At 61.8% G+C, this 13919-nt stretch carries 10 protein-coding genes; 4 read left to right on the forward strand and 6 right to left on the reverse strand.

The genetic code is table 11. The features are described 5' to 3' along the window. Positions 1–212 precede the first annotated feature (212 nt). Together H0I86_RS21255 and H0I86_RS21260 are read right to left on the reverse strand one after the other, a co-directional pair. Positions 213–1535 (reverse strand): ATP-binding protein, encoded by a 1323-nt coding sequence (locus H0I86_RS21255; protein WP_180922077.1) that lies wholly within the window; start codon positions 1533–1535, stop codon positions 213–215. 3 nt (positions 1536–1538) lie between these two features. Then, on the reverse strand, positions 1539–2216 hold the full coding sequence (locus H0I86_RS21260; protein ID WP_009050065.1) for a response regulator: 678 nt from the start codon (positions 2214–2216) through the stop codon (positions 1539–1541). A 154-nt stretch (positions 2217–2370) separates the two neighbouring features. Between H0I86_RS21260 and dsbD the strand changes: the two genes are divergently transcribed. The 4 genes from dsbD to H0I86_RS21280 all read left to right on the forward strand — a co-directional run bounded on the left by dsbD (position 2371) and on the right by H0I86_RS21280 (position 9176). Further along, the gene (gene dsbD / locus H0I86_RS21265) at positions 2371–4110 is read left to right on the forward strand and encodes a protein-disulfide reductase DsbD (protein ID WP_180922078.1); all 1740 of its coding nucleotides are present in this window, start codon (positions 2371–2373) and stop codon (positions 4108–4110) included. Next, positions 4110–4982 carry a TlpA family protein disulfide reductase gene (locus H0I86_RS21270; protein ID WP_180922079.1) on the forward strand — a complete coding sequence of 291 codons (873 nt, stop codon included), beginning with the start codon at positions 4110–4112 and terminating at the stop codon, positions 4980–4982. The genes dsbD and H0I86_RS21270 overlap by 1 nt, the downstream gene beginning before the upstream one ends. Continuing rightward, positions 4958–5725 carry a thiol:disulfide interchange protein DsbG gene (gene dsbG, locus H0I86_RS21275; protein WP_180922080.1) on the forward strand — a complete coding sequence of 256 codons (768 nt, stop codon included), beginning with the start codon at positions 4958–4960 and terminating at the stop codon, positions 5723–5725. Before H0I86_RS21270 ends, dsbG begins: the two co-directional genes overlap by 25 nt. A gap of 148 nt (positions 5726–5873) precedes the next feature. After that, positions 5874–9176, forward strand: coding sequence for a DEAD/DEAH box helicase (locus H0I86_RS21280; RefSeq protein WP_258019355.1), 3303 nt, complete (start codon positions 5874–5876; stop codon positions 9174–9176). Positions 9177–9317: 141 nt separating this feature from the next. Here the strand turns inward: H0I86_RS21280 and H0I86_RS21285 are convergent, their stop codons facing one another. From H0I86_RS21285 to H0I86_RS21300, 4 genes are all read right to left on the reverse strand, one after another. Continuing rightward, positions 9318–9689: a DUF6124 family protein gene (locus tag H0I86_RS21285; RefSeq protein WP_180922082.1), complete on the reverse strand. Its 372-nt coding sequence runs from the start codon at positions 9687–9689 to the stop codon at positions 9318–9320. A gap of 502 nt (positions 9690–10191) precedes the next feature. Further along, the gene (locus H0I86_RS21290; protein ID WP_180922083.1) at positions 10192–11244 is read right to left on the reverse strand and encodes a hypothetical protein; all 1053 of its coding nucleotides are present in this window, start codon (positions 11242–11244) and stop codon (positions 10192–10194) included. 217 nt (positions 11245–11461) lie between these two features. Continuing rightward, positions 11462–12280, reverse strand: a complete 819-nt coding sequence (locus H0I86_RS21295) for an alpha/beta fold hydrolase (protein ID WP_180922084.1) — start codon at positions 12278–12280, stop codon at positions 11462–11464. 856 nt (positions 12281–13136) lie between these two features. Then, complete coding sequence (locus H0I86_RS21300) at positions 13137–13355, reverse strand: hypothetical protein (protein WP_097140047.1); 219 nt, start codon at positions 13353–13355, stop codon at positions 13137–13139. Positions 13356–13919: the final 564 nt, after the last annotated feature.

The raw sequence follows: 13919 nt of genomic DNA on the forward strand, positions 1-13919 counted from the left end.
GCAGTCGGTTCAGCGCGCACTCGCAGGTTTTCCTGTTCTGGAAACGCATCAGCGACGAGTGGATTTACACCCGGGAGAGGGTTTATTGCGTATCAACCACGAAGGTGGTGGCGAATATCAGAACGTCGTCGCGGGCAAGCCTCGCTCCTACAAGGTCACGCCGATCTGTAAGAGCGAGCGGGCGGCGATCCGACTTGCCCGCGATAAGGCCGTCAGGCCGATTGCAGCGGCATGGTCAACTCGACCCGCAAGCCATCGGGCCGGCTGTCGAAATGCAGCACGCAGCCGCAGCGCTGGACGATCGCCTGGACGATGGCCAGGCCCAGGCCGCAACCGGTGCTCTGGCCGTTGCGCCAGAAGCGCTGGGTCAGGTGCTGCAAGTCATCCTCGGGAATGCCGCTGCCATGGTCGCGCACCTGGAAACGCACACGGTTGCCGAAGGCTTCCAGGTTCAGCTCCACCGGCGCATCGCTCGGGGTATGGCGCAGGGCGTTGTCCAGCAGGTTGCGCAGCGCGGCGATGGCCAGCACCGAGGGCATTTCCAGCGGCGCCGCCGACACCCGCTCGTCGATATGCAGCCGGACCCGCTGCCGGGCGCCGCTGGCGGCGTCCTGGATCGCGGTTTTCGCCACCTGTTCGGCGCTGCACTGCACACCGTCCTCGAACGACAGGCTGCCCTCGACCCGCGCCAGCAACAGCAGCTGCTCCAGGGTCCGGTGCAGACGGTCGGCGCCTTCTTCGGCGCGCGCCAGGGATTGATCGCGGGCCGCGCCGTCGGTCATGCGCGCCACTTGCAGGTGAGTCTTGATCGCCGTCAGCGGGCTGCGCAATTCGTGGGCGGCGTCACCGGTCAGGCGACGCTCGCGTTCGATGGTCTTGCCGATGCGCTGGAACAGCTGGTTCTGGGTTTCCAGCAGCGGCCGCAACTCGCTGGGCAGCGGCTGGATCTGCAACGGCTCCAGGGAGTCGGCACTGCGGCGCATCAAGGCATCGCGCATGCGGTTCAGCGGCGCCAGGCCCTGGCCGATCCCCAGCCACAGCAACCACAGGCAACCCAGCAACGCCACGCCGACCGGCACCGAGGCGGCCAGCAGCACCGACATGTTCAGTGCTTCACGCTCGACCTGCCGATCGGCGGTGGTGATATGCAAGTCGCCCCGGGCCAAGGTGAAGCTGCGCCAGCGCACGCCATCGATCATCTGGTCGTGAAAGCCCATGCGTTCGGCTTCGAGTTTCTCGTCAGGGTGGTTATGACTGCGGGCGAGGATCTCGCCGCGCAGGGAACTGACCTGGCAGGCCATGCCCCCGGGAATGTTCAGTTGTTCGGCACTGAAATGGGTGCCCTCGCCCTTGCTCGGCAACGGCGGCAATTGTTCCAGGAGGCCGGCGACCATGCGCGCCGAAGCCACCAGGCGCTGGTCGAGGGAAAACATCATCTGGTTGCGCAAGTCGCTGAACATCCAGGCCGCGGCCAGCGCCCAGATCAGCACAAAGGCCGCGCCGATGGTCAGGCTCAAGCGCAAACGCAGGCTCATCACTTACGACTCCTCCCCACCATCCGCCGGCCCCAGGCGATAGCCCAGGCCACGCACGGTCTCGACGATGCCGTTGCCGAGTTTGCGTCGCAGGTGGTGGATGTGCACGTTGAGGGCGTTGCTTTCCAGTTCGTCGTTGAAGCCGTAGACGCTGTCCTTGAGCTGCTCGCTGGACAGCACCCGGCCGCGGTTGTGCAGCAGCGCCTGGAGCAGCGACTGCTCGCGCCGCGACAGGTCCACCGGCTGGCCGCCGAGCAGGGTTTCGCGGGTGCTCGGGTCGTAGGTCAGGCGGCCGTGTTCGATCAGGTTGACGCTGCGCCCCGCCACCCGGCGCAACAGGGTGTGCAGGCGCGCCGCCAGTTCCCGCAGGTCGAAGGGCTTGAGCAGGTAATCGTCGGCGCCGGCCTGCAGGCCGTCGACCCGGTCGCTGACCGAGTCCCGCGCGGTGAGGATCAGCACGGGGATTTCCAGGCCGTTGTGGCGCAGCTGCTTGAGCAGCTTCAGGCCGTCTTCGTCGGGCAGGCCGAGGTCGAGCACCATCACGTCGAACTCCGCCACGCCGAGCATGGCCCGCGCCGCCGAGGCGGTGGCCACGTGCTCGACCGTCAGGCCCTGGGCCGTGAGGCCGGCCACGATCCCGCTGGCAATCAGTTCATCATCTTCACAGACCAGTACGTGCATGGTGAAACCTGTAGAAAAGGGGTGCATTAAAACTATCGCCGATTAAGCCGACATTATGCCCGCACCGCCAGTGTCACAAGGCGTGCAGGGTTAATCATCGGTTAATCGCCATCGGCCATTGTGCCCCCCACTTGCACCGGTTTAAGGCTTTTCCATGCGTCGTCTGTTCATCCTGTTGTTCATGCTGCTGTCGGGCCTGGCCCAGGCGGGTAACAACCCGTTCGAGGTCAAACCCGACTTTCTCCCGGTCGGCAAAGCCTTCGTCTTCACCTCCGAACGCCTGGCCTCGGGGGAAACCCAGCTGTTCTGGCAGATCGCCGACGGTTATTACCTGTATCAACAGCGGCTGAGATTCGACGGCCTGGCGGACGCGCACAAACCGGCGCTGCCCGAGGGTGAGGCCCACAGTGACGAATTCTTCGGCGCGCAACAGGTGTACCGCCAGGGCCTGGAACTGAAAATCCCCGCCGGCGCCACCGGCAAGGTCAAGCTCGGCTGGCAGGGCTGCGCCGACGCCGGCCTGTGCTACCCGCCGCAATCCCTGGAAGTGGACCTGGGCGGCAGCCCGGCCGCCGCCAATGCAACCAATGCCACCGAGGCCAGCGACCAGGCCCTGGCCAGCGGCCTGCAACAACGGGCCCTGGGCTGGAGCTTGCTGGTGTTCTTCGGCCTCGGCCTGTTGCTGGCCTTCGCCCCCTGCTCGCTGCCGATGCTGCCGATCCTCGCCGGCCTGGTGGTGGGCAGCGGCGCCAGCCCGCGTCGCGGCTTCGCCTTGGCGGGCAGCTATGTGGTGTGCATGGCGTTGGTCTACGCCGCCATGGGCGTGCTGGCCGCGCTGCTCGGCGCCAATCTGCAAGCACTGTTGCAGCAGCCCTGGCTGCTGGGCAGCTTTGCCGCTGTGTTCGTGATCCTCGCGCTACCGATGTTCGGCTTCTTCGAGCTGCAACTGCCGGCGGCCCTGCGCGACCGCCTGGAAAACGCCAGCCGTTCGCGTCGTGGCGGCAGCCTGGTCGGCGCCGGGGTGCTCGGCGCCCTGTCCGGCCTGCTAGTGGGCCCGTGCATGACCGCGCCGCTGGCCGGCGCCCTGCTGTACATCGCCCAGAGCGGCAACGCCCTGCACGGCGGGCTGATCCTGTTCGTCATGGGCCTGGGCATCGGCCTGCCGCTGTTGTTGCTGGTGACCGTGGGCAACCGCTTCCTGCCCAAGCCCGGCCCGTGGATGAACCTGCTCAAGGGCGTGTTCGGCTTCCTGTTCCTCGGTACCGCCATCGTGCTGCTGCGCCCGGTGCTCGACGAGTCGCTGTGGATCGGTTTGTGGGGCGCGCTGGCACTGGTCCTGGCCTACACCGCCTGGTATCAGATGCGTGCCGCCGGGCGCGCCGGGCACCTGTTCGGCGCAGGTTCAGTGGTGTTCGGCCTGTGGGGCAGCCTGCTGCTGGTGGGCGCCGCCGGTGGCAGCGACGACCTGTGGCGACCGCTGAAGGTCTACAGCGGCGGCAATGGCGTGGCGGCGGTCAGTGCCCACGACGCCTTCACCACCGTCAAGGCGCCGGCCGACCTGCAAGGCGCCCTCGACGCCGCCAGGGCCCAGGGCCAGTGGGTGCTGCTGGACTACTACGCTGACTGGTGCGTGTCCTGCAAGATCATGGAGAAACAGGTGTTCGGCCAACCCCAGGTCCTCGAGGCCCTGAAAGACGTGCGCCTGCTGCGCCTGGACGTGACGGCCGACAACGCCGCCAGCCGCGAACTGCTCAACCGGTATAAAGTGCCGGGGCCGCCGAGCCTGCTGTGGATCGGCCCGGACGGCGAAGAACGACGCAGCCAGCGGATTACCGGCGAGGTAGACGCCGCTGGCTTCCTGCAACGCTGGACCGCTACCCGAGAAGCCCGTTGATGCTGACCTTTACCATCGGCACCTTTGCCATTGCGCTCAACCACCTGCTGCTGATCAGTGCCCTGGCACTGGCCACCTTTGTCGGCTGGCGAGTCGCCAAGCGCGGTGGCGAGAACCCGGAATCGGTGCTGTTCGGCCTGTTCCTGCTGGGCATGCTGGCCGCGCGCATCGGCTTCGTGGTCGCCTACTGGAAGCATTACCGCCACGACCTGTGGCAGATCATCGACCTGCGCGACGGTGGTTTTCTCCCTTGGCCGGGGGCGATCGTCCTGCTGCTGGCCGCCCTCGCCTGGGGCTGGCGCCGCCCTGCCCTGCGCAAACCGCTGGGCGCCGGGGTCGGCAGCGGCCTGGCCTTCTGGCTGCTCGCCACCCTGTCCCTGAGCATCTTCGAACAAGGCACGCGGTTGCCGGAGATCGCCCTGCGCAACGCCGACGGCGGCACCGTGCAGCTGACCAGCTATCAGGGCAAGCCCCTGGTGATCAACCTCTGGGCCACCTGGTGCCCGCCCTGCCGGCGGGAAATGCCGGTGCTGGAAAGAGCCCAGCAGCAGCGCCCGGACCTGACCTTCCTGTTCGTCAACCAGGCCGAAAGCATGCAGAGCGTCAGCACCTTCCTGGCCACCCAGGAGCTGAACCTGAACAACGTGCTGTTCGACGGCAGCGGCCGCCTGGGCCAGGCCGTGGGCTCCATGGCGCTACCGACTACGCTGTTCTACAGCGCTGACGGGCGCATGCTCGGCAGCCACCTGGGCGAGCTGTCCGAGGCCAGCCTGGCCCGCGCCCTGGAACATTTCGACCGACCGCATTCGACCACGGCCACGCAGGCCGCCCCTTCAAGGAAACTGCCATGCCCTTCATCCGCCACCTGCTGAGCCTGTCCCTGGGCGCGGCGCTGCTCCAGGCACCGTTGCTGCACGCCGAAGAACTGCCCCAGGCGATCAAGAACATCGAAGCCAAAGGCGCCAAGATCGTCGGCCGCTTCGACGCCCCGGACGGCCTCAAGGGGTATGCCGCGCAGTACCAGAACCGCGGCATGGCCCTGTACCTGACCCCGGACGGCAAGCATGTGCTGCTGGGCAACCTGTACGATGCCGACGGCAAGGACCTGAGCGCCGAACCGCTGCAGAAACTGGTATATGCGCCGATGGCCAAGGCAGTCTGGGCCAAGATGGAAAAGAGCAACTGGATCGCCGACGGCAAGGCCGACGCACCGCGCGTGGTCTACCTGTTCAGCGACCCCAACTGCCCCTACTGCAACATGTTCTGGGAACAGGCGCGGCCCTGGGTGAACGCCGGCAAGGTCCAACTGCGGCACATCATGGTCGGCATCATCCGCGAAGACAGCCCGGGCAAATCCGCCGCCCTGCTGGCCGCCAAAGACCCGCAGAAAGCCCTGCAAGACCACGAAAAAGCCGGCAAGGGCAGCAGCCTCAAACCCCTGGACAAGATACCCGCCGAAGTCCAGGCCAAGCTCGACGCCAACATGGCGCTGATGGACGAACTGGAGCTGTCCGCCACCCCGGCGATCTTCTACATGGACGACCAGGGCGAACTGCAACAGCAACAAGGCGCGCCCGCGCCGGGCAAGCTGGTGAAGATTCTCGGGCCTAAATGAATGAGATGCGCCAAGACCTGACCCGTAATGGCCTTTAGCCTTACCGACAGCGTTACACTACTGCCTTTATTCACGCAGACAGGGAAGTGACGTTTTGATAGCTCAAGGACAAGCTAGGCTTTTAGACATTCTCGACTACTGGCACAAGGTGGAGTTCTTTCTACCTTATGCCCTCGAGAAATATGTTGAGGACTTCAAGGAATGGGAGACCCGATGGCTCTCCCAGGAAGATCTCCAGCAGAGCAAGGACAACCGCTGGCGCAACTTTTCCATACCTGACGACCTTCAAGTCAAAGGCTTCAACCTCTACATTGGAGTCTTTGATGCCTCCGTCATTGCAACTCTTTGCGAACCGCACCTGGCCGCTTTATCGGTAGACGAGAACACCTTCTATGAAGAGCAGGAACGGGTGGAGCTTGAAGGGCTGACATGCTTTGCGAAGATCAAGCTCAATGCTCAAGCCGTCCCGCAACTGGATGCCGTGTCACTGTCGACGGCTCCCTGGGCCCTGGGGCAAACGGTGAGCAAAGGGCTTGGCGCTCTTGGCCATCAAGCCTTCGAAGACGCCAAGGAGCAGTTGATCAAACTGCTGCACAACTTCCATGGACAGCGTCAGCAAAACGATGACCCGGCCTTGATGGCTGAGGAAGTCCTGCATTTGCATCAACTGCTGTGCAACTGGGCCAGTTTCACGCCTGAGCAGAACAGCGCTACCTCGGTCGCATTGCTTCAAGTGCTGACCCAGCCCAAGGTCGAGAAACCACTCACGCAGCCCCCTGCGGCACAGGCAACGGAAGTCGAGGACGAAGAAGAACCCGATACCGAGATCGACATCCTCAACAGCTTTTTCATAAAAGACATCGAGCGTGCGATCGCCAGCTTGCAGCGCGCAGAACAGCCGCTGCCTTTGCTTCAGTACCTGGGCCAAGCCGACCCGAGCAAAAGAATCGACCTGTATACCGATCATGGCCGCACGGCCATTTACCAGGCCCTGCAACCGCAATGCATAAACCCCGGGCATTGGCCGGATGAGCCCGGCCATGCCATGAGCCTGATGCAACAGTTCGCGATCAATACCGCGCTCGGCACCTTGGAAAACACCGGAGTGTTCTCCGTTAACGGGCCACCCGGGACAGGCAAAACAACCTTATTGCGCGACATGTTCGCCGAGAACATTGTTCGTCGAGCGCGGGTATTGGCGGGATACAGCGAGGCGGCAGACGCTTTTGTTGGCGGGAAAAAACCGCAGGTCACCTTCAAGGGCATGCCGAATATCTACACCATCCGCGCGCTCAAGCCTGAGCTGACCGGCTATGAAATGGTGGTGGCCTCCTCCAACAATGCCGCCGTGGAAAACATTTCCCGGGACCTGCCCAAACGCAAATCCCTGGGAAAATGCTGGAACAACGTGCAGTACCTGCAACCGGTCGCCCATAAGATTGCTGCCCAGAAAAGCGATGGCAGCATCAGCCCCCTGTCCGATGAGGACAAACCCTGGGGGTTGATCTGCGCCGCACTCGGTAACAGCAGCAACCGAAAAGCCCTGCAGGAACGTTTGTTTTTCAACCCGGTAGACACCACTGAGCCCAATCCGCCCCTGACGATCCGGCAATGGGTGGATGACTATAAGGGCCCCACCTTCAAGGAGGCCTGCGCAGCCTTCAAAAAAGCCGACGAGGAGGTCAGCAAGGCGCTGGAGGAACGAGCCCGCTACGCCAGCCTGCTGGAAGAAATGGCGGCTACCGATGAGCAAGCCTTCCTGCACCCACAACAGCAGTCATTCAATCAGGCCGAACAGACCAGGGCGTCCGCCCAGCAAGCCCTCGACCGCCAGCAACAGCAACTTCAAGCAACGGCGCAACACCTGAGCAGCCTGCAGGAACTGGAGCGCCTGATAGATCGCAGTCGTCCGGTCTGGTGGAAGCGCTTGTTCAATACTCAAGCAGCTAAAACCCACCGTAATGAACAACTGGAAAATGCCCGGCTCCAGCGCCTGGCCCATGAAGAGATCAACCGCGCGAAAAGCCTTCTGAACAATAGCCTGAGACCGGAACTTGAAAACGCGCAAACCGCATTGCTGTTCTGTAAAAGCGAACTCGATACACGTAAAGCGCAATGGCACAGCAGGTGCCAATGCCTGGACGACTTCGCCAGCCGCCTGGGCCGTCCGAACCTGCCAGGCCAACTGAGTGAGCTGGAGAACAGCGAGTTCCAGATCAATGGGCTTTGGCATGATGCCGCACTCAATCGATTGCGCTCGACCTTGTTCGCCGCGGCGTTGACCCTGCATGAGGCCTGGCTTGCCGAAGTCGCGCCCTCAGGCTCGAACGGCAAGGGCTTCAGCGCCAACCTTGCAGCCATCAGCCTGTTGCTGAGCAACAAGACACCCGAGGATGAGCGACTGACCCAGGTGCTCTGGCAAAGCCTGTTCATGGTGATCCCGGTGGTCTCGAGTACCTTTGCCTCCTTTGGCAACCAGTTCCGTGGGCTGGGCGCCGGCTCTCTGGGCTGGCTGTACATCGACGAGGCAGGGCAAGCCGTGCCCCAGGCCGCCGTCGGTGCCTTGTGGCGGGCGCAACGAGCCATGGTGGTGGGCGACCCCCTGCAAATCGAGCCGGTCTTCACCCTGCCGCAACGCCTGGTCAAGACACTGGGCCAGCTATCGGCGCACACGGCAAACGATGCCTTCGCCCCCAATCGCGTGTCGGTCCAGAGCCTGGCGGACCAGAACAATCGCTATGGCAGCGTGTTCAAGAACGACACCGACGAAGAGCTGTGGATCGGCAGCCCGTTGAGGGTCCACAGGCGCTGCATCGAACCCATGTTCAGCCTGTCGAACCAGATCGCCTACGGTAACAAGATGGTCTTTGGCCTGCCCAACGCCCACGCCGAACAGGACGCCCCGGTGTACAGCTCCAGTTGCTGGGTCGATATCCCTGGCAATGTCGAACACAAACAAGTCGTCCCCAGGCAGATCGAGTTCATGGTCGATCTTCTCGGGCAGCTGTACCTGCGTGATGGAGAACTGCCGCAGTTGTACGTGATCTCGCCGTTCAAGGCCGTGCGCCTGGCCCTGCAGAAGGCCATACGCGCGGCGGCCTGGGCCAGGCCCAACCATCGCCCGAAATTACCCGCGGGCGAGTTGAAGCAGTGGTTGAAAGCCTCCATCGGCACCGTGCATACCTTCCAGGGTAAAGAACAAGACACCGTGTTCATGCTGCTGGGGGCAGACCCCGAGCATGCGGGAGCGGCGCAGTGGGCCGCCTCCAAACCCAACCTGTTGAACGTTGCCCTCACCCGGGCCAAACGTCGGGTCTATCTGGTGGGGGATTTTGACCTCTGGGGGTCGCTGCGCTATTTCGATGCGGTGAGTCGCGGCAAATTCCCGCTGCAAAGAATGGGGCCTGCGGCATTTCTGGCAAAACTGAATGCTTTGGAAGAACAGGCCTAACGTTGAACACCGTCAGCGCCTGACGCTGACCTGAAGATATTTCGTGAACGCGCTCGCCCCCACGGATAAGATTGTGAAACAACGATCAGGCCCCTGTGGGGCGAGCCCGCTCAGGATGAACGCTTCAAAAACAGTATCGGTTCAAGGGGCGCCGCGCCCATCCAGCAACGCATCCACCACCGCCCTGGCCATTTCCACGGAATGGACCATCGACCAGATCAACCCACGCTCCAGGCCACTGCCGCGTTCGGTGATTTCATCGCTGACTTCTTCAGCGCATTTGAGCAGCAACGACACATGCACCAGGGCCTCTTCGGCGCTGATGCCTTCGCGTACGTGGAACAAGGAATCCGGTGTGACGCGCACCGCCGCAGTGGTGGCCAAGGACGCGAATGGCACCGCCTCGACAGGTTGCTCGGCCAAGGACTGGCGCAAGGCCTGGTTGGCGAGTTTCAGTTCGGGGTAGCGGTAGGTGCTGGAGTCGAGGGGTGGATCGGGAACAAGTTTTTTCATGGTTAGGCTCCTGGTAAATAAAGGAGCTGACACCGTTCGCTTGCACACGAATTAAGGGTGGCAGCCATACGCGGGTGTGCAAGACCGAGCTACCAGGTCACTCAGCAGATCCGAGGATCTCCCGCGCATGGCCGCCATAAAGCAGCGGACATGAAAACACTCACTCACGACTGAGCGCTTATGCACCTGGTAGCGTCGGACTTGCACATCCGTATCATCGATTTTGCGATGACCAACGCAGGCTAGCCCCGCCCACCGGCGCACTCAAGCGCGTGGGAGTTTCTCGGAAAAGCCTTACAAAAGAAAGCGAAACGCCTCACCGTAGCCGCTGCCGAAGGCTGCGATCGACTGCGCAGCAGGCGCCAAACCTGCCCATGCGGTGTGTCAGGCAAAAGACCGTCGCCTGGTTTGCGGCCGCTTCGTCGGAATGCCGCCCAGCCCGATCGCAGCCTGCGGCAGCGGCTACAGGGGCGTGTCAGCATTCAGCGCCTGTGCGTAAGGCTCAGGCGAACTCGTCCGGCGCTTCGCGGGCAAGGATGTTCTCCAGTTCGTCCGTATCTCCGCGTTCGTTGAGGATGGCGCTGACCTGATCGACCCAGACCTTTTCCGAGGCAATTCCGGCCCACGACTGGCTGCCGAAGCCGTGATACGGACGGTCATCGAAGGTGCTGATCAGCAGTTGGTTGAAGCGCACTGTCTCCAGGTTCTTGCGCTGGATCTGCATCTGCAGCGCCCCCAACACCTTCTGCTGCTCTTGCGGGTTCGGGCGATAGCTGAAGAGCCGCGGCGAGCTGAGCACCAGGAACTCCGGTGGAAGGTTTTCATCGATGGCCGCCTGCAAGCGGTAATGGCCATCGAGAATCAGGTGGCCGCTCAGGCCGCTGACGTACCACAGCAGGATGGGCGGCAAGCTGCCTTCGCGGGCTTTCTTGCGCCACCATTTGAGGCGCCCGGAATGCGGGTCCACTGCATGCAGGCCGACCACTGCGCCGCCACTCTCGCCCAACTCGACCCAGCGTGCCGCGCCGGGTTGCTGGTTGTCGAGGATGTTGCGGCCGTAGATCGCCCACTGCGGCATATGGCTCAGGGCGTCTTCGCCGCCCTTGAAGTACCAGGCTTCGGTGCCGCTCAGCAACGGCCGCATCGGCTTGGGGGATTCCGGGCGCAGGGCCCGTACCAGCCAGTAGCCGGGGTAGAAAAACTCCGGCTGGTGCTGCATCAACTGCTGGACGAAGAAGCGGCTCCAGGCCTTGAGGCGCAGGGCCGGGTCGAGGCGTACCTGTTGCTCCACCTGAGGCGAATCGATGGGGTCCACCAGGGTTTGCGGCAATTGTTCCAGCAGGTGATTGCGTACCAGCCACACGCCGTAAAGGCAGCGGGACATGGTGCCCCACAGCAGCGTCTGGTCACCCAGCACCAGTTGCATGCGTCGGTTGTTGCCACTGAGCAGGCGCAGGTTCGGCTTGCCGCTGGCCGGGCGCTTGACGCCCACCCCGAGGCCGTTCCAGTTGCCGGCCAGGTCCTCGATATCGCGCCAGTAAATATGTTCCGTCATGGCCCCTGTCCCTGAATGAAAACGCCCGGCGCAGGTGCTTGGACCTGCGCCGGGCGCGACTATAACAGAGGGCTGGGTGGTGGCCGTGGGATCGCATCGCGGGCAATCGAGCATCGACCGGCTGCTACTACAGAAGCCGCGATCCACCAGGAGAAATGCGGCTTCTGTAGGAGCGAGGCTTGCCCGCGATGACGTCAGCCCAGACACCGCTGCACTGTCAGCAGGAATACCGCTGCGCCAGAAACGCCAACAACGCCTCGGTGACAAATTCCGGGTTCTCCAGGTTGGAGATATGCCCCGCCTCAGGCACCAACTGATAAGGGCAACCAATCAGCTCGGCCATTTCCCGGGTTTCCGACGGTGGGCGCGGTTTGTCCTGGTCGCCGCACAGCAGCAAGGTAGTGGCAGGGTCCAACTGGTTGAGGCGCGACAGCAGGTCTGCGCGGCTGAAGGTGATGCGGCCCATGGGCACCACGCTTTCGCGCAGGCGATCGCTGGGCAGTGCCGCGAGGACGGCGCGGAAGTCCTGGTACAGTGCCGACTGCGGGTCGATGCCCGGGCGGAAGAAAATCGGCACCACGATGTCCAGCAGTTGCGGCGCGATCACCCCGCTCTCTTCGATCTGCTTGAACAGCGAGAAGTAGTACTGGCGGGTCGGCTCTGGCTCGGCCCCGAGATAGGTGTCCATCAGCACCAGGCCATTGATGCGCTGCGGCGCCGCCAGGGCCAGGCGCGCGCCCCACATGCCGCCCACGGACAGGCCGACCAGGGTGATGCGTTCGATCTCAAGATGATCCAGCAGCGCCAGCACCTGCCGGGCGATGTCGTCCAGCGAGGCGGTGCCTTGCGGCAGCGCGCCGGATTGGCCGTGGCCCCACAGGTCCAGGGCGATCACCCGGTACTGCCTGGACAGCGCCTCGATCTGCGGCGCCCACATGTTCAGGTCCCACAGGTAACTGCCGGCCAGCAGCACCGCGGGGCCGCTGCCCTGGTCCAGGTAGTGAAGGGCTTGTCCATCAATAGTCGCGAAGGGCATCAACTGTCTCCTGTCAGGTGGGCTGCGAAAAAGCTTCGCTAGACTGTGCCGATGAAGGGTTGCCGTCAATCGGACAAGTCCGAACGGCCGTGCAAGCCTGAAGATTTTTCGCGAGCAAACTCGCACCTACAGAGGATGATGGAATCCATGTAGGCTGCTGAACACCTGAACGATGTGTATACCCTCGACACCCTTGAGTGAGATATCGAGAAGCGGCACAGTCGGCCCCTTCACCTCCTCTCCAGAAGTGGTAAATAGACTCAACGTTCATATCAGAAAGTGCAAGTTGATCAGAGCCCTTTCATCTTCAACGAGACTCACACTCTGAGCTATATCGGGGTTGCCGCAATAATTATCATCTCGTCTTGGGAGAAACTGTTGGTTACGACTTGCGGACAGCGGAAACAGGCATCGGGTCCCTGTTCATTCCACCAGCGACAGGAGGCTCTTATCGAGCAACGGGGAAGTTTGTCTGTTACCGTTTTTAATTTCTCTACGGTGCGGGATACAAGCTGGCAGCCTCCTTCCTTGTAGTGCTGGCATCGCATTTCCGCACAGGGTGCGGAAATGCGAAATACCTCTGCCGGACTGACAGGGACTGTTGATTCAGCCAGCTCTTTCGTCATGGGTATTGCTTGTGAAAGGTAAGCTACTTCAGGAGCTGCCACCGTGCCATTCACCACCCCGAATATTTTCGCTCCTTCCCATTCCGGCTGAGCACTTGGGCACAGAAGCTCTTTACTTCGACCGGTTTCAATCAATCGGCGGGATTTTTCTAACGATTTGGGTGGCATTTTATTCCCTCCACCAGCATTCCTTCTGTCCCTATTGGCTTGACGAAAAAATTCCGAAAAACCTAGACCTTGCCAATGTTGGCAACTTCCTTGAGTTCGCCTACCGCGCCTTGGGGGAGTACTTGAATGTTGAAGTCAATCCTTCCACCATAAATAAGAATTTTATCGCGCAACGCTTCTCCACGAGCATCAAGCGCTCTTTGCAAACCGGTAGCTATTGCAGTGCTTATATCGGCAACAGACAGATTCGCTGTTACACGGTCAAACTTTTCATTGGACATTTTAATTCTCCAAAACATAGCCGTTGGAATAACTGGAGGCGTGCAAGCAGAACATCAATGGCGCTTTGGTGTCTCGGGGGCTTGGTAATGGCTCGCTTCAAGCAGTTCCATGTCCATAAAAACTCCAAAATAACGATCTGCCATTATTGCTGGCATGGCAATGACTTTGATAGTCAATCCACTGTAAGAGCATAGCAATTAAAGTTAGCGTCAAAAGTCGAATTTGGAAGATGGATTAACTCGAATAACTATAAGTAAAAGGCTGAATCACCCTGATCGCGGAGATACTTCAAAACTTCATTGCGAGCCCCATGAACGGTCCTGCGAAGGACTCTAATCTCGCACGGTGAGTGATGAGTAATTCGACCCGAAGGGCCGCGTTTTTTTTTAAAATAGCGACATCTGCCGCGTCGATGTTGTCGGCGTATTCGAAGAGGGAGTGGTAACCGGTTTCAAAGATGGCCAGCGGATAGCCGTGGATGTGGCGATAGCACTCGGGCCAGCCGGGAGTGAGCAGGACCTCGATGGTAAGGCCCTGCCAGGTGAAGGTTCAGATTTGGGCGC

The sequence above is a fragment of the Pseudomonas chlororaphis subsp. aurantiaca genome (genome assembly GCF_013466605.1).
GTDB classification, from domain to species: domain Bacteria; phylum Pseudomonadota; class Gammaproteobacteria; order Pseudomonadales; family Pseudomonadaceae; genus Aquipseudomonas; species Aquipseudomonas chlororaphis_I.

Coding starts and splice junctions, on each gene's coding strand:
- H0I86_RS21255 (WP_180922077.1), bottom strand. CDS start 1,535: ATGAGCCTGCGTTTGCGCTTGAGCCTGACCATCGGCGCGGCCTTTGTG.
- H0I86_RS21290 (WP_180922083.1), bottom strand. CDS start 11,244: ATGACGGAACATATTTACTGGCGCGATATCGAGGACCTGGCCGGCAAC.
- dsbG (WP_180922080.1), top strand. CDS start 4,958: ATGCCCTTCATCCGCCACCTGCTGAGCCTGTCCCTGGGCGCGGCGCTG.
- H0I86_RS21260 (WP_009050065.1), bottom strand. CDS start 2,216: ATGCACGTACTGGTCTGTGAAGATGATGAACTGATTGCCAGCGGGATC.
- H0I86_RS21300 (WP_097140047.1), bottom strand. CDS start 13,355: ATGTCCAATGAAAAGTTTGACCGTGTAACAGCGAATCTGTCTGTTGCC.
- dsbD (WP_180922078.1), top strand. CDS start 2,371: ATGCGTCGTCTGTTCATCCTGTTGTTCATGCTGCTGTCGGGCCTGGCC.
- H0I86_RS21295 (WP_180922084.1), bottom strand. CDS start 12,280: ATGCCCTTCGCGACTATTGATGGACAAGCCCTTCACTACCTGGACCAG.
- H0I86_RS21270 (WP_180922079.1), top strand. CDS start 4,110: ATGCTGACCTTTACCATCGGCACCTTTGCCATTGCGCTCAACCACCTG.
- H0I86_RS21285 (WP_180922082.1), bottom strand. CDS start 9,689: ATGAAAAAACTTGTTCCCGATCCACCCCTCGACTCCAGCACCTACCGC.